Annotated in this window: 20 protein-coding genes; 11 read left to right on the top strand and 9 right to left on the bottom strand. The window is 70.4% G+C overall.

The window, feature by feature from the left end; all coding sequences use genetic code 11:
• Nucleotides 1–27: 27 nt before the first annotated feature.
• A complete protein-coding gene (locus ACZ5U5_RS22105) occupies nucleotides 28–819 on the bottom strand; it encodes a 3-hydroxybutyrate dehydrogenase (protein WP_469024238.1) in 792 nt (263 codons plus the stop codon).
• Nucleotides 820–1,194: 375 nt separating this feature from the next.
• Here ACZ5U5_RS22105 and rho point away from each other — a divergent pair, with 375 nt between their 5' ends.
• Nucleotides 1,195–2,397 (top strand): transcription termination factor Rho, encoded by a 1,203-nt coding sequence (gene rho / locus ACZ5U5_RS22100; RefSeq protein ID WP_469024992.1) that lies wholly within the window; start codon nucleotides 1,195–1,197, stop codon nucleotides 2,395–2,397.
• 9 nt (nucleotides 2,398–2,406) lie between these two features.
• Here rho and ACZ5U5_RS22095 read toward each other — a convergent pair whose 3' ends face one another.
• A complete protein-coding gene (locus ACZ5U5_RS22095) occupies nucleotides 2,407–3,690 on the bottom strand; it encodes a M6 family metalloprotease domain-containing protein (protein ID WP_469024235.1) in 1,284 nt (427 codons plus the stop codon).
• Nucleotides 3,691–3,986: 296 nt separating this feature from the next.
• Between ACZ5U5_RS22095 and ACZ5U5_RS22090 the strand changes: the two genes are divergently transcribed.
• Together ACZ5U5_RS22090 and ACZ5U5_RS22085 are read left to right on the top strand one after the other, a co-directional pair.
• On the top strand, nucleotides 3,987–4,643 hold the full coding sequence (locus ACZ5U5_RS22090; protein ID WP_469024233.1) for a TetR/AcrR family transcriptional regulator: 657 nt from the start codon (nucleotides 3,987–3,989) through the stop codon (nucleotides 4,641–4,643).
• An 80-nt stretch (nucleotides 4,644–4,723) separates the two neighbouring features.
• Nucleotides 4,724–6,238 (top strand): MFS transporter, encoded by a 1,515-nt coding sequence (locus tag ACZ5U5_RS22085; protein WP_469024230.1) that lies wholly within the window; start codon nucleotides 4,724–4,726, stop codon nucleotides 6,236–6,238.
• Nucleotides 6,239–6,256: 18 nt separating this feature from the next.
• Here ACZ5U5_RS22085 and ACZ5U5_RS22080 read toward each other — a convergent pair whose 3' ends face one another.
• Entirely contained in the window at nucleotides 6,257–6,781 is a 525-nt protein-coding gene (locus ACZ5U5_RS22080) for a MarR family winged helix-turn-helix transcriptional regulator (RefSeq protein ID WP_469024228.1), read from the bottom strand.
• Between the two features lie 135 nt (nucleotides 6,782–6,916).
• Between ACZ5U5_RS22080 and ACZ5U5_RS22075 the strand changes: the two genes are divergently transcribed.
• Nucleotides 6,917–7,705, top strand: a complete 789-nt coding sequence (locus ACZ5U5_RS22075) for a dioxygenase family protein (RefSeq protein WP_469024225.1) — start codon at nucleotides 6,917–6,919, stop codon at nucleotides 7,703–7,705.
• 12 nt (nucleotides 7,706–7,717) lie between these two features.
• On the opposite strand, the gene ACZ5U5_RS22070 is transcribed toward ACZ5U5_RS22075, so the two are convergent.
• Together ACZ5U5_RS22070 and ACZ5U5_RS22065 are read right to left on the bottom strand one after the other, a co-directional pair.
• Nucleotides 7,718–8,734 (bottom strand): questin oxidase family protein, encoded by a 1,017-nt coding sequence (locus ACZ5U5_RS22070; protein WP_469024223.1) that lies wholly within the window; start codon nucleotides 8,732–8,734, stop codon nucleotides 7,718–7,720.
• 92 nt (nucleotides 8,735–8,826) lie between these two features.
• A complete protein-coding gene (locus tag ACZ5U5_RS22065) occupies nucleotides 8,827–9,369 on the bottom strand; it encodes a GNAT family N-acetyltransferase (protein WP_469024220.1) in 543 nt (180 codons plus the stop codon).
• Between the two features lie 184 nt (nucleotides 9,370–9,553).
• On the opposite strand from ACZ5U5_RS22065, the gene ACZ5U5_RS22060 reads away from it, so the two are divergent.
• Entirely contained in the window at nucleotides 9,554–10,561 is a 1,008-nt protein-coding gene (locus ACZ5U5_RS22060; protein ID WP_453689076.1) for a sigma-70 family RNA polymerase sigma factor, read from the top strand.
• A gap of 476 nt (nucleotides 10,562–11,037) precedes the next feature.
• On the opposite strand, the gene ACZ5U5_RS22055 is transcribed toward ACZ5U5_RS22060, so the two are convergent.
• Nucleotides 11,038–12,069: a helix-turn-helix transcriptional regulator gene (locus ACZ5U5_RS22055; RefSeq protein WP_469024216.1), complete on the bottom strand. Its 1,032-nt coding sequence runs from the start codon at nucleotides 12,067–12,069 to the stop codon at nucleotides 11,038–11,040.
• Nucleotides 12,070–12,131: 62 nt separating this feature from the next.
• On the opposite strand from ACZ5U5_RS22055, the gene ACZ5U5_RS22050 reads away from it, so the two are divergent.
• From ACZ5U5_RS22050 to ACZ5U5_RS22030, 5 genes are all read left to right on the top strand, one after another.
• A complete protein-coding gene (locus ACZ5U5_RS22050; RefSeq protein ID WP_469024213.1) occupies nucleotides 12,132–13,691 on the top strand; it encodes an MFS transporter in 1,560 nt (519 codons plus the stop codon).
• Between the two features lie 176 nt (nucleotides 13,692–13,867).
• The gene (locus ACZ5U5_RS22045) at nucleotides 13,868–14,629 is read left to right on the top strand and encodes a DeoR/GlpR family DNA-binding transcription regulator (protein ID WP_453447830.1); all 762 of its coding nucleotides are present in this window, start codon (nucleotides 13,868–13,870) and stop codon (nucleotides 14,627–14,629) included.
• Between the two features lie 62 nt (nucleotides 14,630–14,691).
• Nucleotides 14,692–15,639 (top strand): 1-phosphofructokinase, encoded by a 948-nt coding sequence (gene pfkB / locus ACZ5U5_RS22040; protein ID WP_469024989.1) that lies wholly within the window; start codon nucleotides 14,692–14,694, stop codon nucleotides 15,637–15,639.
• A gap of 115 nt (nucleotides 15,640–15,754) precedes the next feature.
• Nucleotides 15,755–17,767, top strand: coding sequence for a PTS fructose transporter subunit IIABC (locus tag ACZ5U5_RS22035; RefSeq protein WP_469024210.1), 2,013 nt, complete (start codon nucleotides 15,755–15,757; stop codon nucleotides 17,765–17,767).
• Nucleotides 17,768–17,933: 166 nt separating this feature from the next.
• Entirely contained in the window at nucleotides 17,934–18,188 is a 255-nt protein-coding gene (locus ACZ5U5_RS22030; RefSeq protein ID WP_469024207.1) for a hypothetical protein, read from the top strand.
• A 25-nt stretch (nucleotides 18,189–18,213) separates the two neighbouring features.
• Here the strand turns inward: ACZ5U5_RS22030 and ACZ5U5_RS22025 are convergent, their stop codons facing one another.
• The 3 genes from ACZ5U5_RS22025 to ACZ5U5_RS22015 all read right to left on the bottom strand — a co-directional run bounded on the left by ACZ5U5_RS22025 (nucleotide 18,214) and on the right by ACZ5U5_RS22015 (nucleotide 21,644).
• A complete protein-coding gene (locus tag ACZ5U5_RS22025) occupies nucleotides 18,214–19,005 on the bottom strand; it encodes a DUF6227 family protein (protein WP_469024204.1) in 792 nt (263 codons plus the stop codon).
• Between the two features lie 173 nt (nucleotides 19,006–19,178).
• Nucleotides 19,179–20,414, bottom strand: coding sequence for a L,D-transpeptidase (locus tag ACZ5U5_RS22020; protein ID WP_469024201.1), 1,236 nt, complete (start codon nucleotides 20,412–20,414; stop codon nucleotides 19,179–19,181).
• A 144-nt stretch (nucleotides 20,415–20,558) separates the two neighbouring features.
• The gene (locus tag ACZ5U5_RS22015) at nucleotides 20,559–21,644 is read right to left on the bottom strand and encodes a P1 family peptidase (protein WP_469024199.1); all 1,086 of its coding nucleotides are present in this window, start codon (nucleotides 21,642–21,644) and stop codon (nucleotides 20,559–20,561) included.
• 209 nt (nucleotides 21,645–21,853) lie between these two features.
• Between ACZ5U5_RS22015 and ACZ5U5_RS22010 the strand changes: the two genes are divergently transcribed.
• Complete coding sequence (locus ACZ5U5_RS22010) at nucleotides 21,854–23,287, top strand: NarK family nitrate/nitrite MFS transporter (RefSeq protein ID WP_469024197.1); 1,434 nt, start codon at nucleotides 21,854–21,856, stop codon at nucleotides 23,285–23,287.
• Nucleotides 23,288–23,307 lie beyond the last annotated feature (20 nt).

Below are 23,307 nucleotides of genomic sequence, written 5' to 3'. Positions count from 1 at the left end.
GGGAGTTGGCTGGAGGGGGGCGGGAGTTCAGCCGGCGGTCCAGCCGCCGTCCAGGGGCAGCGAGGTGCCGGTCACGAAGCCGGTGTGCGGGCCGCAGAGCCAGAGCGCGGCGGCGGCGATCTCCTCGGGCTCGATGAGCCGCTTGGCCGCGGAACGCCGCAGCAGTACGTCGGTGAGGACCTGCTCGGGGGCGATGTTGTGGGCGGCGGCCTGGGCGCTGATCTGGTCCTCGACGAGGGGCGTGCGGGTGTAGCCGGGGCAGAGGCAGTTGCTGGTGACGCCGTGCGTCGCGCCTTCCAGGGCGGTGACCTTGCTCAGGCCCTCCAGTGCGTGCTTGGCGGTGACGTAGGCGGACTTGAAGGCGCTGGCGCGCAGCCCGTGCACGCTGGAGATGTTCACGACGCGGCCCCAGCCGCGGGCGTACATGTGGGGCAGCGTCCTGCGCAGCAGGAGGAACGGCGCGGTGACCATGACCCGTTGGATCAGGTCGAACCGCTCCGGGGGGAACTCCTCGATGGCGGCGACGTGCTGGAGCCCGGCGCTGTTGACGAGGACGTCGACGTGGGTGGGCAGGGTGTCCACCGCGGCGGGGTCGGCGAGGTCCACGGCGTGTGCCTCGCCGTCGATCTCGTCGGCGACGTTCTTGGCCGCGTCGGCGTGCCGGTCCACGACATGGACGAAGGCGCCCGCGCCGGCCAGGGCCACGGCGCAGGCCCGCCCGATGCCGCTGGCGCCGCCGGTGACCAGGGCGGTGCGGCCGGTGAGGTCGGTTCCGGCGAGGTCTGCGGGGGTGACACCGCGGGGAATGGGGCTCGTCATGGCCGGAAACGTAAGGGTGCGCCGGGCGGGGATCCCATGTGTGGGGCCCACATAACCGGGGAGCGCTTCATGTGGCCGGGTGCGGCCGTCCTCGTCCGTCCCTGGTGACCCACGTCACGTTCGAAGCGCGGCGAGCTGTGCTACCTTGCGAACAGCACGTGTGTACGCCGCCTTATGCGGCGCCGGTGCCATTCTTCTTTTCTTCCGCCTCGTCGAGGCTCTCGTAGTCCAGCGGCTCCCTGGTTCGCGTCTCTTCGCGAATCCTTCTGCCGCAGTTCTTCCCTCCGCCCGTCGTACGGGACGTGAACACACCGTTCCGCCGGGCCCCTTCATTCGCATGCCCGCGAAAGGAACCCCATCGTGAGTACCGCAACCATCACCCGCGACAAGACCACCACCACGGCCGCCACAGCGGCCCCCGCGACCCCCGTCGTCGCCGCCTCCGGCATCCTCGACGTGAGTCACAACGCCAACGGCCATCTCCGTACGGATGATTGCCTCCCCACCCCGAACGACGTACAGGTCCCCTCCGCGCTCATCCGCCGGCTCGGCCTGCGCGCGGGTGACCTGGTCGAGGGTGTCTGCGGCAAGGCCCGCACCCTGACCGGCGTCGAGCGGGTCAACGGACACTCCGCCGAAGCCCTGCGCAGGCGCACGCGGTTCGCCGACCTGACCCCGCTGCACCCCCGCGAGCGGCTCCGCCTGGAGACGCCCGGCGGTAATACGCCCGGCAGCAGCGGCGGCGGCAGTGTCGCGACCCGGCTCATCGACCTCGTCGCCCCCGTCGGCAAGGGCCAGCGCGGCCTCATCGTCGCGCCGCCCCGCACCGGCAAAACCGTCCTGCTCCAGCAGATCGCCGCCGCCGTCAGCGCGAACCACCCCGAGGCCCACCTCATGGTCGTGCTGCTCGACGAACGGCCCGAGGAAGTCACGGACATGAAGCGTTCCGTACGGGGTGAGGTGCTCGCCTCGACCTTCGACCGGCCCGCCAAGCAGCACATCGCCCTGGCCGAACTCGCCGTCGAGCGCGCCAAGCGGCTCACCGAGGAGGGCAAGGACGTCGTGATGCTCTTCGACTCCCTCACCCGGCTGTGCCGCGCGTACAACAACGCGGCGTCCAGTGGCGGCCGTACTCTCTCCGGAGGTGTCGACGCCGCCGCCATCCAGGGTCCCAAGCGCCTCTTCGGGGCCGCGCGGTGTGCGGAGGAGGGCGGGTCCCTGACCATGCTCGCCACCGTGCTCGTGGAGACCGGATCGCGCGCCGACGACTACTACTTCGAGGAGCTCAAGGGCACCGGCAACATGGAGCTCCGCCTCGACCGTGGCATGGCCGAACGCCGGGTCTTCCCCGCCGTCGACGTCACCCCTTCCGGCACGCGGCGCGACGAACTCCTGGTGCCCGCGGACGAGTTGACGGCCGTACGCGGCCTGCGGCGTGCCCTGCACGGCCGCGACGCGCAGAGCAACCTGGAGGCGCTGATCGAGCGCCTGCGCAAGACCCCGGACAATCTCGCTTTTCTGCGGCAGGTGCAGCAGACCGTGCCCGGCGCCGGGTCCGCGAAGGTCAACGGCGGCTGAGGCATGGCCTTACGGCCGAGTGACGTGCACCCGGTAGCGGCCTGCTTCGTCGATGTCCGTCACCGTGATGCGTACGCCCGTCTTCTTGTCCGTGAAGGTTTGTCCGGGCTCGTAGGTCGCGTCGGAGAGCTCCGCGTGGACGTTCGGCCGGCGCGTGCAGCCGCCGCTGTCCTTCGTGGAGTCGGCGACCGTGATCGGCCCGTGGCCGGTGTCGATCTCCGCGTCCACCCGGTAGACGAGGACACCCGGCTTGCAGATCGCGTCGTCGTTGCCGCCGCGGGTGCGCACCTCGACGGCGTACCCCGTCCGCTCGCTCAGCGGCACGAAGGCGAGCTTGGTGCCGCCCTCCGTCGGCAGCGGGCTCAGCGTGTGCTCGGTGGTGCCGGAGTTCGACGCGCAGCTGACCTGGTCGTCGCCGAGCCAGCCGAGCTTCCACTTGTGCCAGGCCACCAGGTCGTTGTTGGCGCCCCAGTCCTCGCTCATGATGTCCCAGTGGCCGACCGCGCCGCCGCCCTCCTGCGTGTAGAGGTCGGGCAGGCCGAAGACGTGGCCGTTCTCGTGGGGGAGCACGCGGTAACCGGTCTCGCGGTAGGTTCCCGAGCCGTCGTCCTGTCTGCTGTAGACGAAGGACGCGTTCGAGACGGGGACGCCGTCCGCGACGGGGGCCTCGGTGTTGCCCGCGAAGGTCACCGAAAGGACGGTGTCGAGCGCGGAAGGGCCCGCGTTCGGCGTGATGAGGATGTTCACCAGGTCGTACTCCCGGAAGTCCACGTCCGGGTCGGCCGCCGCCACGATGTCCGTGACCAGCTCGCGGTAGCCGGGGTCGAAGGGGGCGCCGCGCTCTATCCCGTACTCCTTGAAGCTCTTGGGCATCCGCAGCCAGTCGGAGACCGGGGACTCCGGGCGGTAGTCGAGCCGTCCGTAGGAGCTGGTGCGGAACCAGTCCGAGGTCTGCGGGAAGAACTCCGCGAGGCGGTCGAGCGCGGTGCCCTCACCGGGTGCGTCGGAGAAGTCGACCATGAGGTTCAGGGCCCGGACGGTGCCGGTGGAGCGGGAGTAGCCGGTGGGGGTGGGCATGCCCTCCGACATCTGGACGCCCATCGTGCCGCTGATCATGCACGGGTTGAGCGTGGTCGCGCGGGCCAGGGACGAGGGGCCCGCCGCCGTGGGGGACTCCTCCATCAGGCGCCCGGTGCTCGCCGACGTGGTGACCGTGAAAGCAAGGACGGCGCAGGTGGCGAGTGCAGCGCCACGTCGCGCTCCGCATATCTGCCTCCAGGTCGGCTGCTGCATGCGTGGGCCTTCCCGTAGCGGCAGCCGCCGGTCCTGGCTGCACCCTTTCGATCACCCTGTGCCGGTGGGTGCGCGGGCGCTCGCTGGGTGCGACCGATCGTGGGTTTCTTGTTCATTTAGGTGTGACGCGGGTCACGCGAAGAAAGTCGGGGAGAGGGAAATATCCGGGGACTGTCTCCCCGTTTAGACCTGTGTCCGAGCGAAACGGGGAGTGATTCCCCGCATCGCGCATCCGAGGCTCCGGCATCGTCCGGAGGCTCGACCGCAGACTCACCCCAGACTTGAGGAGAGCCGCCGTGGAAACCGCCACCGCCGCGCAGCGCCGCACGCCCCGCCCGCGGGCCGACGCCCTGCGCAACCGGGAGCGGATCGTCGCCGCCGCACGCGAGATGTTCGTCGAGTTCGGCCCCGACGTGCCGCTCGACGAGGTCGCGCGCCGGGCCGGCGTCGGCAACGCCACGGTCTACCGGCACTTCTCCGACCGTTCCGAACTGGTCCACCAGGTCGTCCTGATGGTCACCGACCGCGTCTCGGCACACGCCGAGGCGGCGATCGTGGCCGCGGACGCCGACCCGAGTGTCGCGTTCGACGTCCTGCGCCGGTTCGTCCATGCCTCCGCCGACGAGCGCATCGGTGCCCTGTGCCCGATCCTCCAGGCGGCCTTCGACCCCGATCACCCGGATCTGGTCGATGCCCGTGAGCGGCTCGAAGCCGTGATCGACGGGCTCATGCAACGGGCGCGCGCGGCCGGGCAGCTGCGCACCGACATCGCCGTCGGGGACCTGATGGTCGCCCTCTCCCAGCTCACGAGGCCGCTGCCCGGTACGGCGTGCCCGAACATGGACCGCTTCGTCCACCGTCATCTGCAGCTGTTCCTGGACGGCCTGATGGCGCCTGCCCGCTCCGAGCTGCCCGGTGAGGCGGCGACCTTGGAGGACCTCCGCCAGTCCTGAGCCCCGCCTGACCCGGGCCGCTCGAACGCATCGCTTTTCCGTCACTTTTTCACCACACGTACCGCTAGGTGGCTACTCCCATGTCAGAAACAGATCCGAGGCGCTGGAAAGCGCTGATATTCATCGCGCTCGCGCAGCTGATGGTCGTCCTCGACGCGACCATCGTGAACATTGCGCTGCCCTCCGCCCAACAGGACCTGGGCATCTCGGACGGCAACCGCCAGTGGGTCATCACGGCCTACGCCCTGGCCTTCGGTGGCCTGCTGCTCTTCGGCGGCCGCATAGCCGACCTCTGGGGCCGCAAGCGCACCTTCGTGACCGGACTGATCGGCTTCGCCGCGGCCTCCGCGCTCGGCGGCGCCGCCACCGGTGAGGCCATGATGCTGGGCGCCCGCGCCCTGCAGGGTGTGTTCGGCGCGCTGCTCGCGCCCGCCGCCCTCTCGCTGCTCGCCGTGATGTTCACCGATGCCAAGGAGCGCGCCAAGGCGTTCGGCATCTACGGTGCGATCGCCGGTGGTGGTGGCGCCGTGGGCCTGATCCTCGGCGGCTTCCTCACCGAGTACCTGAACTGGCGCTGGACGTTCTTCGTGAACATCCCGTTCGCCGTCATCGCCGCACTCGGCGCCTACTTCGTCATCCGTGAGCCGGCCGGCGCCCGCAACCGCTCGCCGCTCGACATCCCGGGTGTGGTCCTGTCCACCCTCGGTCTGGTCTCCCTTGTCTACGGCTTCACGCGCGCCGAGTCGGCCGGCTGGTCGGACTCCCTGACCATCGGCATGTTCGTCGGCTCCGCCGTCCTGCTCGCCGCGTTCGTCCTCACCGAGGCGAAGGTCAAGTCGCCGCTGCTTCCGCTGCGCGTCCTGACCGAGCGCAACCGCGGTGGCGTCTACCTCTCGCTCGGCCTCGCGATCATCGCGATGTTCGGCCTGTTCCTGTTCCTCACGTACTACCTCCAGATCGTCCAGGGCTACTCGCCGGTGAAGACCGGCTTCGCGTTCCTGCCGATGATCGTCGGCATGATCACGGGCTCCACGCAGATCGGCGCACGCCTGATGACCCGCGTCCCGCCGCGGCTGCTCATGGGTCCGGGCTTCCTGGTCGCCGCCGTGGGCATGCTGTTCCTGACGCAGCTCGACGTCGGTACTTCGTACGCCGGTGTGATCCTGCCCGGCCAGCTGCTGCTCGGCCTCGGCATGGGTACGGCGTTCATGCCCGCCATGTCGCTCGCCACGCACGGTGTGGAGCCGCGTGACTCGGGTGTCGCCTCCGCGATGGTCAACACCTCGCAGCAGGTCGGCGGCGCCATCGGCACCGCTCTCCTGAACACCATCGCCGCCTCCGCCACGACCGCGTACATCGCGGACCACGCGGCGGGTGCGACGACTCCCGCGGCCCAGAAGCTGGTCCAGGCGCAGGCCATGGTCGAGGGCTACACCAGCGCGATCTGGTGGGCCGTCGGCATCCTGGCCGCCGCCGCGGCGATCGCCTTCGCCCTCATCAACACCGGTTCCCAGAGCGGCGCTCCGGCCGCGTCGGGCTCCGGCGACGGCGAGGGTGTCGAGGACGAGATCAGGATTCCGGTGGTCGCGCACTGACCCGGTTCGGCAAGGGGCCTAGCGGAGCCAGGGCAGGTCCGCCCCCGCCTCCTTCGGCTGAAGTCCCTCGGCGACGATCACCATGATCTCGCCGAGGGACTTCTGCTGTTCCGGGGTGAGCCGGTCGAAGAGTGCCTGGCGCACGGCGGTGACATGGCCGGGCGCGGTCCTGCGCAGCACCTCGTACCCGTCGTCGGTGAGGATCGCGAACTGGCCGCGCTTGTCGGAGGGGCAGTCCTCGCGGCGCACCCAGCCGTTCTTCTCCAGGCGCGCGACGGCGTGCGAGAGACGGGACCGGGTGATCTTGGTGTTCCTGGCCAGCTCCGTCATGCGCATGCGCCGCCGCGGGGCGACGGAGAGCTGGACCAGGAGGCCGTAGTAGATGTGCGGCATGCCGGCGTCACGCTGCAACTGGCGGTCGAGGTGATCCTCCAGGAGCGTGGTGGCCTGCAGATACGCGAGCCAGGTGCGCTGTTCGTCGTCATCGAGCCAGCGCGGTTCCCCGTCGGGAAGGTCGGGGGAAGAAGTGGGTGCCGTGTCCATGTACTCCACTGTACGCAGCCCTTCCTTGAAAGTTAAACAATGAGGGAGTAGGGTCATCGTCGGAAAAGCTTGAGAGTTAAAGCAAAAGCTTCAGTGTGAACAAACCGTCCCTCGTACGTTCTCGGAGGTGCCGCCATGACCGCCACCCAGGAGCGCATGCCCGCCCTGTACCTCAGTCACGGCGCACCGCCACTGGCCGACGACGCGCTCTGGCCGGACCAGCTCCGCGCCTGGTCGGCAGAGCTGCCGCACCCCAAGGCCATCCTCATGGTCTCCGCCCACTGGGAGGAGGCCCCGCTGGCCATCGGCGCGACGCGGACGCTGCCGCTGGTGTACGACTTCTGGGGCTTCCCCGAGCACTACTACCAGGTCACGTACGCGGCCCCGGGTGCCCCCCAACTGGCCGATTCCGTACGCAAATTGCTGCGCGGGGCGGGTATGCCGGTGCAGGACATCCCGGACCGCGGGCTCGACCACGGAGCGTATGTCCCGCTCGTCGAGATGTATCCCGACGCGGACGTCCCCGTGCTCCAGATCTCCCTGCCGACCCTCGACCCGCGCCGCCTCCTCGACATCGGCCGCAAGCTCGCGCCGCTCCGGGACGAGGGTGTGCTCATCGTCGGCAGCGGCTTCTTCACGCACAACCTGGCCGCGCTGCGGCAACTGGACCGCGGTACGCCGTCGTGGTCGGTGGAGTTCGACGCGTGGGGGCACGAGGCGCTCGACGCGGGCGACATCGACGGTCTCCTCGACTTCCGGCACAAGTCTCCGGCGGGCGAGCTCGCACATCCGCGCACGGAGCACTTCGCGCCCCTTTTCGTGACGCTGGGGGCCGCGGAGGCCGCGGGGGACCTCGGCGGGCAGCGCAGTGTGATCGACGGGTTCTGGATGGGGCTCGCGAAGAGGTCGGTGCAGTTCGGCTGACCGCTGAAGGCCCTAGGCGAGCGGTTCGCTGATCTCGATCGCGCGCAGGGCCGCCGCCAGGGCGCGCTCGTCGCCCACGTCCAGTGCCGTGTCGGTGAACTTGATGACGTGCTCGTCGCCGTGCGCCAGGGCCCGCTCGAAGACCTCCTCGGGGGCGAAGGTGCCGGGTGCGGTGTACGTGACCGGCGCGTCCGGGGCGTACATCGAGGTCACGGCGGCCGACGCCGTCCAGGCCGCGTGCAGGCTCGGCGCCCACAGGGTGCGGGGCAGCGCGGGCAGGGCGCGCAGCACGGCGTTGGGGGCCGTCGCCGCGTGCACCAGCATGGTCGCCTCGCCGTGGCCGTGGGTGGCGTACCGGTGGGTGGCCGCGTGCACCAGCTCGGTGAGTGCGCGGTGCGCCGCGTCCGGGTCCGTCACTGTGGCCGCCCACGCGGGCAGACCCACGACCCGGCCCAGCCTGGCGGGGAAGCCACCGCTTTCCCTGTCCGTGATCGGCTCGACGGCGTCCAGGGCGGCGGCAGCGGTGCCGGCGCCCGGCGGCAGGAGCGTGATGCCGGTGACGGGGTGGTGGCGGGCGGCCCAGTAGCCGAGGCCGTGGGCGAGTTCCGTGACGCGGGGTCCGGTCGCCTCGCCGGACAGGAGCGTGCGGACCGCGTGGCCGACGCGGATCACCGGGTGCGTGGAGCCGCCGTACAGGCCGGGCAGCAGGAGCGGCCACCAGGCGGCGAGCACCTCGCGCCACGGGCGTTCGCCGACCTGCCGGCCGAAGTACGCGATCCAGTCCGCCGCCCGGCGCGGATCGCCGAGTGCCTCGCGCCAGTTGTCGTCGGTGATTGTTCCGACCGCACCGGGGTACTCCTCCAACTTCGGCGCGTACAGCTCGAGCCAGCGGTGGACCGCACCGGAGTGGCCGTGCGCGGCGAGCGCCTCGACGGCCATCGGGGCGTGGTTGGTGAGCCGTCCGAGCCGCTCGGGGCCCGAGGCGTGCAGGCGCTGCAGGGCTTCGTCGAGGGTGCCGGTGGTGTCCATGGCGGCACGGTAGGCGGGCCGGGGTGCGGGCGTAACGGCCTTGCGGCCTAGGTGAGGCCTAGGTCAGGGCTTAGGGCGGGCCGGGTCGGGACCTAGGACCCGCTTCGGTGCCGGGGGCCGAGGGGACGCTCGTACCAGGCGACGTCCCAGTACCGGCCGAACTTGCGGCCCACCTCGCGGTACGTGCCGACGTGCCGGAAGCCGAAACGTTCGTGGAGGCGGCCGGAGGCGTCGTTCGGCTGGGCGATCCCGGCGTAGGCGCGGTGCAGGTCCTCGCCTTCGAGGGCCTCGAAGAGCGCCTTGTAGAGCAGGGTGCCGATGCCGCGGCCCGCGGCATGCGGAGCGCAGTAGACGCTGACTTCCACCGAAGTGGCGTACGCGGGCTTGACCCGGAAAGGAGAACTCGTGGTGTACCCGAGGATCAGGCCGGAATCCCGCTCCTGGGCAACCAAGAGGCGGTGGGGGCCGTCTTCAGGGTGGGAGAGCAGCCAAGGGCGGCGCTCTTCCGGCAGAAAGACGGCCGTGTCGAATGTGACCGCCGTCTCGCGTACGTAGTGGTTGTAGATGGCGGTCAGGGCCCCCAGATCGGCCTCCGAGCCCGGCCTGACCTGCACCTCGTTACGCTCCGACGGCATCCGGCCTCCCTTTGTGGCGGCACAGGGTACTGCAACGTCAGGAAAATAGTTACGCGGCTTGGGAATTCTGTCCGGATTCCAGTCGTTGTTTCCATCGGAAGCAGGGCACCCGGAAGGGTGTGGTTTCCACCACAGAGGCCCGTGAAAAGGGCCGACCAGGACCTCCACACGCAAGGGAGCACGCATGGCAACCCGTGCCGTCGCCCGTCGTAAGTCCGCCTCCACCGGCGAGACCGACGCGGCACGCAGTGTTCGCGCCGTAGGCGGGGAGATCGCCGACCGCGACCTGGTCGGCATGTACCTCGACGAGATCGCGCGTACGCCGCTGCTCGACGCCGCCAAGGAAGTCGAGCTGTCCCAGATCATCGAGGCCGGTGTCTATGCCCGGAAGATACTCGACGGCGACGTCGAGGACTCCGTCCCCGGCGCCTCCGCGTCCCGCGAGGAGCTCGAGGCGCTCGTCGCCGACGGCGAGCGGGCGAAGGACGTCTTCATCCGGTCGAACCTGCGTCTGGTCGTCGCCGTGGCCCGCCGCTATCCGCGCAGTGGTCTGCCGCTGCTCGACCTGATCCAGGAGGGGAACGCGGGCCTGGTCCGCGCGGTCGAGAAGTTCGACTACGCCAAGGGCTTCAAGTTCTCCACGTACGCCACGTGGTGGATCCGTCAGGCCATCACGCGCTCCATAGCCGACCAGTCCCGCACGATCCGGCTGCCCGTCCACCTGGTGGAGGAGCTGGGCCGTATCCGCCGGGTCATGCGTGAGTTCAACCGCAAGAACGGACGCGACCCCGAGCCGGAAGAGGTCGCGGCGGAGCTGGACTCCACGCCCGCGCGTGTCACGGACGTCCTGGACTGGGCGCGTGACCCGGTCTCGCTCAACATGGGCGTCGACGACAACGGCGACACGCAGTTCGGTGACCTCCTCGAGGACACCTCCGCGGTCTCGCCCGAGCAGTCCGTCCTGACGTTGCTGCGCAGCGAGGAGCTTGACGACCTGATCGGCCGCCTCGACCAGCGCACGGCCTCCATCATCAAGATGCGGTACGGCATCGAGGACGGCCGCGAGCGGACGCTTACGGAGGTCGGCAAGCAGCATGGTCTGACGCGGGAGCGGATCCGCCAGATCGAGAAGCATGCGCTGCTCGAGCTGAAGAAGCTGGCTCGGGACACGGGCTTCGACGCAGCGGCGTAGGCCTTTGGCGGCCCGCAAAGCCGCCCCTCAGCTGAGCCCCGGTGCCATTCCCCCCCGGCACCGGGGCTCTCTTGGTGCCGGGACGCTCCCGGCTCCCCGCGCTCCGCGCAAACCTGTACCGCGCTCCGCGCGGTTTTCTCCCGCCCACCCACCCGTCAACCCGGTTGCCTTCCTCGGCCGGCCCGGGGTGTCCCCCTCGCCCCGGCTTCCTGCGCTCCGCGCAAACCTGTACCGCGCTCCGCGCGGATGTTTCCCGCCCACCCGCCCGTCACCCCGGGTTGCCTTCCTTGGTCGCCCCGGGGCCCCACCCGTCCGTCACCCCCGGGCAATCGGGTGGGTGGGTGGGAGAGATCCGCGCGGAGCGCGGTTCAGGATCGTCCCCCCACGGCCTGCAGGCGCTGGCGCGAAGCGCGGCCGTGCGGGCCGTCGCGCGGAGCCGCCGTAAGGCGTCAAGGCCGTGGGCGGCATGGGGCCGGTCAGGGGGACGACGCTCGCGTCAGGCGGGTGCCCAGTTCCCGGAGGGAAGTGATGAGTTCCGGTGGGCCATGGGCCACGAAATCGCAGCCGGCCGTGGCAAGGCGAAGCGCGAGCCATTCGATGGAGTCCGTCACCTCCGAGCGGAGGCGGCACCTCGTGGCCGAAAGGGGCTCCGGCGTACCCAGCGCCGAGGGGAACGCCCCGGCGACGGCCTCCGCGGACGCCTCGAACGTCACGTCGATCGCGTACGAAGGCTGCCCCCGCCACATCGACCGGCGGATGAACTCCGCGGCGTCCCCCGTGGGCAGCTCCCGCGGCACGAAGCGGGCGCCGGTCGCGAAGGGCGACGACACCCGGTCCACCCGGAACGTGCGCCAGTCGTCGCGGTCGATGTCGTACGCCACGAGATACCAGCGCCGTCCCGTCGACACGAGACGATGCGGCTCCGTCAGACGGCGGGACTCCGTGCCGTCACCGGATCGGTACGCGAAGCGCAGGCGCTCCTGGCCCGCCGCCGCGGACGCCATGACCGTGAGCGTCTCGGGCGCGATGCTCGCGCCGTCGCCGCTGGTCAGCGGGGTCGTCGCGATCTGGAGGGTCTGGACGCGGTGGCGCAGGCGGGAGGGCAGGACCTGTTCGAGTTTCGCCAGGGCCCGGACCGACGCCTCCTCCACGCCCTCCACCGCGTGCCCCGCCCCGGCCCGCAGCCCCACCGCGATCGCCACCGCCTCCTCGTCGTCAAGGACGAGCGGCGGCATCGCCTTGCCGGCGACCAGGCGGTAGCCACCGGTCGCCCCCTGGCTGGCCTGTACCGGGTAGCCGAGGTCCCGCAGCCGGTCGATGTCGCGCCTCACCGTGCGACGGCTGACGCCGAGCCGGTCCGACAGCTCCCCGCCCGGCCACTCGCGCGGGGTCTGGAGGAGGGAGAGGAGCTGCAGCAGCCGAGCGGGGGTGTCCGTACCCCCTGAGCCGGAGCCGCCCCCGGACCCGGAGCCGGACCTTTCCGAAGTCGTGCCCGAAAGTGAAGTCATGTTCCTCAGGATGCCGCCCATCTAGGACACAGTCTGGCCTATATGACTTCTAGTCTCCTCCCATGACTTACAGCAGCCCCGCCACCACACCCCCCGGATCGGACGCCGCCGCAGCCGACCGGCGCCGCTGGTTCGCCCTCGCCATCGTGATGACGGCGGCGTTCATGGACCTCGTCGACGTCACCATCGTCAACATCGCGATCCCGTCCATCCAGGAGGAAGCAGGCGCCTCTTACAGCCAGATCCAGTGGATCACCGCGGGCTACGCGCTCGCGTTCGCCGCCGGGCTCATCACGGGCGGGCGACTCGGTGACATCCACGGGCGCAAGCGGATGTTCCTGATAGGGATCGGCGGCTTCACCGTCGCCTCCGCGCTCTGCGGGTTCGCCGCCAACCCGGAGATGCTGGTCGCGTCCCGGATCCTGCAGGGCGGCATGGCCGCGATGATGGTGCCTCAGGTCCTGTCGATCGTGCACGCCACCTTCCCCGCGCACGAGCGCGGCAAGGTCTTCGGGCTCTTCGGGATGATCGTGGGGCTCGGCGCCGTATCGGGACCGCTGCTCGGCGCGCTGCTGACCCAGTGGAACCTCTTCGGGCTCGAGTGGCGGCCGATCTTCCTCATCAACCTGCCGGTCGGGATCGCGGGGCTGATCCTCGGCAGCAAGTTCATCACCGAGTCCAAGGCGCCGAAGGCCCTCAAGCTCGACCTCGTCGGCGTCGTCCTCGTCACGCTCGGCCTGCTGATGGTCCTCTACCCGCTCACCCGTGGGCGGGAGTTGGACTGGCCGCTGTGGGGTTACGCGATGATGGCGGGCGGACTCGTCGTCTTCGGCGCGCTCATCGCGTACGAGAAGGCGAAGGCGGCCAAGGACGGTTCGCCCCTCGTGGAACTCTCCCTGTTCAAGGTGAAGAGCTTCGCCGCGGGCATCGCGGTGCAGACCGTGTTCGGTGTCACGATGGGCATCTTCTTCCTGGTCTGGACGCTCTACATGCAGACGGGGCTCGGCTGGACCGCGCTGCGGGCCGGCACGACCGGCATTCCGTTCTCGATCGCCGTCTCGGTGGCGGCCGGTATGTCCGTGCAGAAGCTCGTACCCCGGTTCGGGCGCAAGGTGCTGCAGGGCGGCGCGCTCCTCATGGCCGCCGGGGTGCTGCTCTACATCTGGGAGGCGGACCGGTACGGCGCGGGCATCGCGTCCTGGCAGATGGCGCTGCCGCTGCTCGTGATGGGCGCGGGCATGGGCTTCATCGTCGCGCCGCTGACCGACGCCATCCTGTCGGACGTGCCGCGTGAGCACTCCGGGTCCGCGTCCGGGCTGCTCAACACCGTGCAGCAGATGGGTACGGCGCTCGGGCTCGGCCTGGTCTCGGTGGTGTTCTTCGGCGTGATCAACGAGAAGGCGGCGCGGAGCGAGATGCCCATGGAGATCGTGGGCGCGTTCCAGAACTCGCTGTGGTGGGTCGTCGGCGTGCTTGTCGCCATCTTCCTGCTGATGTTCGCCCTGCCGTCGAAGCCGCGGCAGCACGTGGAGGGCGGTGACGGAAGCGGTGGCACCGAGGACGCGGCCGTCCAGGAATCCGGTGATGAACTCGGCAAGCGGGAGCCCGCGTTGACCTCCTGAGCGCGGGAGTGGCGGGGCGCGGCCCGGTCGGAGCTCAGGCTCTGACCGGGCCGCGTTCATGATCTGCGAAGTCCGTTTATGTCCGTACTGAGTCCGGACCTGTGGACTTTGCGGGAAAGCAGTCGTACTCTGCAGGGGAAACCACACACTCGGGCATCCGGCGGAGGCAAACGGACATGTACGCACCGGAGCGGCAGCAGGAGATCCTGCGGCTCGCGCGCGACGGCGGCCGGGTCGACGTCCTGTCGCTCGCCGAGGAGTTCAAGGTCACCGCCGAGACCATCCGGCGCGACCTGAAGGCCCTCGACCGCGCGGGCATGGTGCGCCGGGTGCACGGCGGTGCCATACCGGCCGGGCGCCTCGACTTCGAGCCCGACCTCGCCGAGCGCGAGGGAACGGCGGCCGACGAGAAGGACCGCATCGCCCACGCCGCCCTCGCCGAACTCCCCGCCGAAGGCAGCGTCATCCTCGACGCCGGTTCGACCGTCGCCCGCCTCGCGGCCTCCCTCCCGCTGGAAGCGACGTTCACCGTCGTGACGCACGGCCTGCCCACCGCAGCGCGCCTCGCCGACCACCCCGGCATCCAGCTCCACCTCATCGGAGGCCGCGTCCGCAGCCGTACGCGCGCCGCCGTCGACGCGTGGGCGCTGCGGGCGTACGGAGAGATCCGCGCCGACGTCCTCTTCGTCGCCGCGAACGGCTTCTCCGCACAGGCCGGTCTGACCACCCCCGACCTCGCCGAAGCCGCCGTCAAGCGCGCGGCGATCGGCGCGGCCCGCCGTGTGGTGCTCCTCGCGGACTCCACCAAGCACGGGCAGGAGCACTTCGCGCGCTTCGGTGACCTGGCGGACGTGGATCTGCTGATCACCGACAGCGGCCTCAGCCCCGAGGACGCCGCGGCGATCGAGAGCGGCGGCACGGAGGTGATCCGAGCATGAGCGGCGCGGACACACCCAAGAGCGACACCACGCAGGTCAGCAAGGAAACGGTACGTACGCGCATGATCCTCACCGTCACCCCCAACCCCTCCCTCGACCGCACCTACGAGGTCCCCTCGCTGGACCGCGGCGAGGTCATCCGGGCCACCGGTGACCGCATGGACCCGGGCGGCAAGGGCGTCAACGTGTCGAGGGCGGTCGCGGCGGCGGGCGCGACGACGCTCGCGGTCCTGCCCCTCGGCGGCGCGCCCGGCGCACTCGTGGCCCAGCTCCTCGACGAGCAGGGCATCCAGGTCGCGCCGGTCCCGGTCGCCGGCCAGACCCGCTCCAACATCGCCGTGGCCGAACCGGACGGAACGCTCACCAAGATCAATGCGGCCGGTCCCGAACTGAGCGCTGCCGAAGCCGAGTTGCTGCTCTCCACCGTACGGGAGCGTTCCGTCGGCGCCGACTGGATCGCCTGCTGCGGCAGCCTGCCCCGCGGGCTCGCCCCCTCCTGGTACGCCGACCTGGTGGCCCGCGCGCACGCCGCCGGCGCCCGTATCGCCCTCGACACCTCGGGCCCCGCCCTGCTCGCCGCCCTCGCCGGACGCCCCGACGTCGTCAAGCCGAACGCGGAGGAGCTCGCCGAAGCCGTTGGCCGCCCGCTGGCGACCGTCGGTGACGCGGTCAAGGCGGCCGAGGAACTGCGGCAGCTGGGCGCGCGGGCCGTGCTCGCCAGCCTCGGCGCGGACGGCCAGCTCCTGGTGGACGACTCTGGCGCGTACTTCGCCTGCGCGCCGGTCGACGTCGTACGCAGCAACGTCGGAGCCGGTGACTCATCGCTCGCCGGTTTCCTCGTCGCGGGCGGCACCGGCGTCACCGCCCTCGCCTCGGCCGTGGCGCACGGCGCGGCAGCGGTCCAGCTCCCCGGCAGCGCGATGCCGACCCCCGCCGACCTCGCGCCCGACGCCGTCACCGTCACCTCGGAGGTCCCCCTGGACCGCGTACTGACGGAGCCGGCGTCATGACGTCCCGAACTCCCCGCAGCTCCCCCGTCCCCGCCTGCAGTACCCCTGTCCCCACCCGCAGCACCCCCGTCCCCACCCCCGCCCTCCGGGCGATACGCGTGCGAAGGAGCCCGCGATGAGCGAGATGATCACCGCGGAACTGGTCGACCTCGAAATCGACCGGTCCGCCACAACGAAGGAAGCGGCGGCCCGTGCCCTCGCCGAGCGCATGGTGGCCCTGGGCCGGGTGACCGATCTGGACGGGTTCCTCGCCGACGTGGCGGCCCGCGAGGCGCAGATGCCGACCGGCCTCGACGGCGGCATCGGCATCCCGCACTGCCGCAGTGCCCACGTCACCGAGCCGACCCTGGCCTTCGGCCGCTCGGCCGAGGGCATCGACTTCGGGGCTCCGGACGGCCCCGCCGACCTGATCTTCCTGATCGCGGCCCCGGCGGGCGCGGACGACGCCCACCTGACGATTCTCTCCTCGCTGGCACGGCAGTTGATGGACGAGGAGTTCACGAGCGCGCTGCGGGCGGCGGAGGACGCGCAGACGGCAGCAGCTCTGATCAGCGGGGAGTCCGCTGCCACCGGCGCGGCGGAAGAACCCACGGACCCGACCCCCGGGAACGACGACCCCACCCCGGAGCACACCCCCACTCCGGAGCAGCCGTTCCGCATCGTCGCCGTCACGTCCTGCCCGACGGGCATCGCGCACACGTACATGGCCGCCGAGTCCCTCGAGAACGCGGCCCGCGAGGCAGGCGTAGAGCTGACGGTGGAGACTCAGGGGTCAGCGGGCTTCACCCGCCTCGACCCGGCCGTCATCGCCGCTGCGGACGCGGTCATCTTCGCGCACGACGTCCCCGTACGGGACAAGGACCGATTCGGTGGGAAGCCCACCGTCGACGTCGGGGTGAAGGCAGGTATCAGCAGGCCCGCCGAGCTCATCGCCGAGGTGCGGGCGAAGGCGGCCCGCGGCGAGATCACCGCGGACGTCGGGCCCAGCCCCGTCGACAACACCGGTGACAGCGAGGACGGTTACGGCACCAAGCTGCGCAAGTGGCTGATGTCCGGCGTCAGTTACATGGTCCCGTTCGTCGCGGCCGGTGGCCTCCTCATCGCGCTCGGCTTCGCCATCGGCGGCTGGAAGATCGACAAGGCGCCGTCCGTCGCCGAGCACTTCGTGTGGACGGACACCACGAGCTGGGCCGCGCTCCTCTTCCAGATCGGCGGACTCGCCTTCGCCTTCCTGGTGCCGGTCCTCGCGGGTTACATCGCGTACGGAATGGCCGACCGGCCAGGGCTCGTCCCCGGATTCGTCGGCGGTTCCGTCGCCGTCACGATCAACGCGGGCTTCCTGGGCGGCCTCGCGGCGGGCCTGATCGCGGGCGCGGTCGTCATGGGCATCCAGCGCGTGAGGATCCCGGCCGTGCTGCGCGGGATCATGCCTGTGGTCGTGATCCCGTTGATCTCGTCCGCGGTCGTCGGTTTCCTGATGTTCCTCGTCATCGGAAAGCCGATCGCGGAGCTGCAGAGCGCGCTCACGGACTGGCTGGAAGGCCTGTCCGGCGCCAACGCCATCATCCTGGGCGTCATCCTCGGCCTGATGATGTGCTTCGACCTCGGCGGCCCGCTGAACAAGGTCGCGTACGCCTTCGCCGTCGGCGGCCTCGCCAACCCGACCGAGGGCAGCCTCAAGGTCATGGCCGCGGTGATGGCGGCCGGCATGGTCCCGCCGCTCGCCATGGCCCTCGCCACCACGATCCGCGGACGCCTCTTCACCAGGACCGAGCGCGAGAACGGCAAGGCGGCCTGGTTCCTGGGCGCCTCCTTCATCACGGAGGGCGCGATCCCGTTCGCCGCGGCCGACCCGCTGCGGGTGATCCCGGCGTCGATGGCGGGCGGCGCGGTCACCGGCGCCCTGTCGATGGCCTTCGGCTGCACGCTGCGGGCCCCGCACGGCGGCATCTTCGTGGTGCCGCTCATCGGCCAGCCGCTGCTGTACCTGGTGGCGATCGCCGCCGGAGTCGGCGTCTCGACCGTGGCGGTCATCCTGCTCAAGGGCACCCGGAAGGCGGTGCCTTCGGAGAGCGGCAGCACGGGCGAGGAAGCGGTGACGGAGAAGCGGGTGCCGGCGGCCGTCTGAGAACGGCTGACCGCTGAGCCCGGCTGACCGAGTCCCGGAGGGTTTGGCCTCTGGTCCCGGAGGGTTCGGCCCCTATGAGGGGTGTTGTGCGACATGCATCACTTCAGGACGTAAGTCCCACAACACCCCTGTCGTAAGCCCCGGATCGTGTTGTCTACTGTGCGGCATGCTCCAGAATGTCTCGATCCTCCAGCAGGCAGGCGTGGCCGTCCTGGCCGCGGCGACCGTCGTCTGGGCCGTGGGCCTGGTGCGGGTGATGCGGCGCGACCAGGCTGACGTGGATGTCTGGCGCACGTCCCGTGCGCTGGGTGCGGTGCCCGCGCAGACGGGCCCGCCGCGCGCCGAGACGGTCGAGCTGACGGCGGACGAGCGCGCCGCCTTCGCCGGTCTGGTGCGGCAGTTCGGCGACGGCCGCCCCTGAACCTCGCCTCGTGCGCGGGCAGCCCCTACTTCGTGCGCTGCTGCGGAATGTTCCTGGCGCGCTGCTCCATCGCCGCGCGGGCCGCTTCCTCGGAGGCGTACACCTCGCAGCGGTGCCGCTTGTCGGGCGTGACCGTGTGCTCGACCTCCCAGAGGCTGAGCTCGCTGCCGTCGAAGAGCAGGAACGCGTGCTCGTAGAGCGAGAAGCAGAGGCGCGCCTCGCCGACCAGGCAGGGGCGGCCGAAGGCCTGCGTGATCTGGTGCGCGAACGCCGAGCGCAATAACCGCTCCAGGTCCTCGCCGGGGCGCCCCTCGCTCACCGAGTTCTCCGCGCGGCGCAGCAGCCGGCGGCCATGATCCGCGGAGTCGTCCGGCACGTACGTATGACGGGGTTCGTCGGCGACCGGGAGCTGGAGCACGACGGGCTGCTCGCAGGCGGCGGAGAGGGTGTCGGGCGGGAGCGGCAGACGCGAGGTGGCGACCCCGGCCTCCTCCTCGTCCGCGTACACCTCGTACTGGGGGTGGCTGCCGGGGCCGGTGTTGTGCACGAGCTCCCAGAGGGTGAGCGCGTCCGCGTCGGCGAGCAGCCATGTGTGGCGGTACGTCTCGCGGTGCAGGCCCGCGCTGTGATGCGCGGAGTGCAGCGAACTGTCGTACGCCAGGGCCGAGTCCAGACGCCCTATCGTGTCGTCCGGCAGGTCGAAGGAGTTCATGGCGCGGCGAAGAAGCCGCTCGAGATGCTCCTGCGGGGAGTGCGGAGAATTCTGCTCGGCAGACTGGGGCTCGTACGCCGTCTCGTACTCGTACGGAACGCTCAAGGTCTCTCCCGGCGTTGCTGCATGTCACCTTGTGAGTGCATACCGTAGCCCCTGGGTCGGACATCATGTCCGGGAACTGGAAAACGGACGAGCCGCACGGCAAGTTCCCGTGCGGCTCGCGGTGTTGGGGCTGGTGAGAGGGGTTGGGGGAGGGGCAGGGGCGGCGGCCGGAATCAGCCCGCGCTGCCTGCCGTCCACTCGCTCCAGGACATGTTCCAGCCGTTCAGGCCGTTGTCCGGGGCGATGGTCTCGTCCGGGGATCCCTTGACCGTCACGATGTCCCCGATGAGGGAGTTGTCGTAGAACCACGCGCCCGGCGTGCTGGAGTCGCCCGCACCCTGCGCGTCCCGCAGCCCGACGCAGCCGTGGCTGGTGTTGGCGCTGCCGAAGATCGAGGGCGAGCCCCAGTAGTTGCCGTGGATGAAGGTGCCGGACGACGACAGGCGCATGGCGTGCGGGACGTCCTTGATGTCGTACTCACCGCCGAAGCCGACCGTGTCGCCGTTCATGCGGGTCTGGGTGAACTTCTCGGAGATCACCATCTTGCCGTTGTACGTGGGGTTCGACGGGCTGCCCGCGGAGATCGGGATGGTCTTGATGACCTTGCCGTCGCGCTCGACCGTCATCTTCTTGGCCTTCACGTCGACCGTGGAGACCTGCGCGCGGCCCACGGTGAAGCTGACCGTCTTGTTCTGTACGCCGGTGGCGCCGTCCGCGCCCTTCACGCCCTCCAGGTCGATCTTCATCGTGACCTTGGCGCCGGCCTTCCAGTACTCCTCGGGCCTGAAGTCCAGGCGCTGGTCGCCGAACCAGTGGCCGACGACCTTCTGGCCGCTGTCGGTGGTGACCTTGATGTGCGACTGGACGGACTGCTTCTCGGTGATCGCCTTGTCGAAGTTGAAGGAGACCGGCATGCCGACGCCGACCTTCGTGCCGCCGTCGGGGGTGTAACTGCCGATGAAGCTGTTGTCCTTGGAGACGGTGGTGAAGATCGAGTTCTCCGTCGCCTCCTTGCCCTTGGTGTCCTTCGCGTCGGCGGTGATCTTGTACTTCATGCCGCGCTCCAGCTGGGCCTTGGGCTTCCAGCTGGAGCCGTCGGCGGAGAGCGTGCCGTCGACCGCCGCCCCGGTGGAGACCAGGGTCATCTTCACCTCGGTCAGCTTGCCGCCCTCGACCTTGACGCCGGTGGCGTTGATGGACGCGCCGGTCGAGCCGTCCTTCGCCGAGATGGTGATGTCGGCGCCCTGGGTCTTGTTCTTGCCGTTCTTGCCGTCGCTGTCGCCATCGGCATCCGCGTCGCCGCCACAGGCCGTGAGGGTGAGCGCACCGACCGCGGCGAGTGCGGTGGCCGCCAGAAGGGTGCGTCGCCGGGGCTTGGCTATGTGCGACGTTGTCACGGGCTGCTCCATCTTTGTGCGAAGTGCGCGTTCTGATCCAGTAAGGGTTAAGAGCGGCTCACGGGCGGAGAGGTTCCTTCCGCTTGATGTGAGCGCGGGCACATGGACATGGCCCGCCGGCTGCCCAACAGGCCTCGCTCCGCGGCCATTCGGCAACTACTCGGCTCGCTCGCTGCCGAGGCCGCCGTAAAGGTCGCGGTACGAGGGGAAGATGCCGCCCGGCGTCTCGACGGACTCCGCGGCCAGGAGCGCCCTGACGATCGCCGCCGTCACCATGTCCGCGCCCGCCGCGAGGATTTCGTTCAGGGCGAGGGGGCTGTCGGCGGCCAAGAGGTGCTCGCCGGTCGCGAGGGCGAAGACGGTGTCCCCGTCGTTGAGAAGGTGGACGGGGCGCACGGCGCGCGCCATGCCGTCGTGCGACGTGCCCGCGAGCTTCTGCGCCTGGGCCTTGGTGAGTTCGGCGTCCGTGGCGACCACGGCGAAGGTGGTGTTCAGCGGCGGCGGCCCGCTCTTGGCGGCAACTTCGGCGAGGCGGCGCGCGGCCTCCTCGTGCACCTCAGGGGCGGGGTAGGCCACCCGCCGGCCCTCGAAGAACCGCCCGTACAGCGCCCCCGTCCCCGCGTCGACCCCCGAGCCCGCCGCGTTCGCCACGACCAGGGCGGCCACGGTGATGCCCGAGTCCAGCCGGACGCTCGCGCTGCCGACACCTCCCTTGACCTTTCCGACCACGGCTCCGGTGCCCGCGCCCACGTTCCCCTCCTCGACGGGCGTGAACGGCTCGCTGCCCGCGGCGGCCTCCACCGCGGCGCGGCCCGTCGAGGCGTCGGGGCGTGCCGCGAAGTCGCCGCCCCGGCCGAGGTCGAAGACGCAGGCGGCCGGGACCACGGGGACGACGTGAGCGGGATCGGGGCCGACCCGCACGCCCCGGCCCCGCTCCTCCAGCCACGCCATCACGCCGGTCGCGGAGTCCAGGCCGTACGCGCTGCCGCCGGTCAGCACCACGGCCTCGACGCGCTGGACCAGATTGCGGGGGTCCAGGGCGTCCGTCTCGCGGGTGCCGGGTCCGCCGCCACGCACATCCACGGCCACGACGGCGCCGCCCTCCGGGGCGAGCACGACGGTGCATCCGGTGAGGTGGCCCGCGTGGGTGGGCGCGACGCGGGTGGCATGGCCCACGCGGAGACCGGCGACATCGGAGAGGGAGCTGGTGCGCGGCCTGGTGGAGGAGTTCGAGGAAGCCATGCCGACTTGCGTATCACGCGGGGGAACCCGAGCCCCGGAGATCCGTCAGAAGCAGCCGAGGCCCGAACGTCCGAAGGCCCTCTGATCTTCGTGTCTTTGGGCCGGTCGACGCATGTCCTACGCCTCTGCTCCCGAAGAACCGCGCACGCGACGGTGGATATGTCAGGCCCCGGAGCAAGGTCGGGACCCGTAGCGAACTGGGATCCAACATGACATCGCCTGCCGCCCAAGAAACGCGGACCGCGCCAGCGGGCAGTACGTACGACCCCGCGCAGTACCGCCCCGGCAAGACCATCACCGACTGGGAGCCGGAGAACGAGCTCTTCTGGAAGTCCATCGGCAAGAAGGTCGCCGTCCGCAACCTGTGGATCGCGGTCCCCGCCCTCCTGGTCGCGTTCGTCGTCTGGCAGGTGTGGTCGGTCACGGCGACCAACCTCAAGGACGTCGGCTTCGGCTTCTCCACCTCGCAGCTGTTCTGGCTGACGGCCGTCCCCGGCATCACCGGCGGCACGGCGCGCGTCCTCTACACCTTCCTCGGCCCGATGATCGGCCAGCGCCGCTTCACCGCGCTCTCCACGGTCGTCCTGGTCATCCCGCTGATCTGGCTCGGCATCGCGGTGCAGGACCCGAACACGTCGTACGGCGTGATGATCGCCATCGCGGCCCTCTGTGGTGTCGGCGGCGCGAACTTCGCCTCGTCCCTCGCCAACATCGGCTTCTTCTTCCCCAAGCGCGACAAGGGCAACGCCACCGGCATCAACGGCGGCCTCGGCAACCTCGGTGTCTCCGTCGTCCAGCTGGCCACCCCGATCGTCATCACCAGCTCGGTCCTCGCGGTCGGCTCGGCCCAGCACAAGGCGGACGGCACGCCCGTGTGGCTGCAGAACGCCGCGTTCCTGTGGGTGCCCGTCCTGGTGATCCTGGCCGCCGTCGCGTGGTTCGGCCAGAACGACCTGAAGGTCGCATCGACCCCCTTCAGCCAGCAGAAGATCATCTTCAAGCGCAAGCACAACTGGCTGATGACCTGGCTCTACGTCGGCACGTTCGGTTCCTTCATCGGCTTCGCGGCAGCTCTGCCGATGCTCATCAAGACCACGTTCACGCCGCTCGACGCGGCCTACTCCGCGGCCACGTACGCCTGGATGGGCCCGGCCGTGGGCGCGCTCGCCCGCTGGGCCGGCGGCTGGATCGCGGACAAGATCGGCGGGGCCAGGGTCACCATCATCTCGTTCGTCGGCATGGCGCTCTCGATCATCGGCGTGATCAACTTCCTCCCCTCCGGCGGCGACAACGGCAACTTCTGGGGCTTCTTCGTCTGCTTCCTGTGCGCGTTCTTCTTCTCGGGCATCGGCAACGGCTCGACGTTCCGCCAGATCCCGGTGATCTTCCGCGCCCAGCACCTGAAGGGCCTGACGGAGGGCACCCCCGCCTACACGAAGGCGCTGAAGCAGTCCGAGATGGAGGCCGGCGCCGTCACCGGATTCACCTCCGCCATCGCGGCCTACGGCTTCTTCTTCATCCCGGCGATGTTCGCCAACTTCGCGGTCACCAGTGCGATGTGGGGCTTTGTGGCCTTCTACGTCAGCTGTATCGCGGTCTGCTGGTGGTTCTACGCCCGCAAGGGCGCGGAGTCCCCGAGCTGACGCCTCGGTTGGCGTGAGCT

This window comes from Streptomyces sp. NPDC033177, from assembly GCF_055577715.1.
This window is presented reverse-complemented; position numbering and strand designations above follow the sequence as displayed.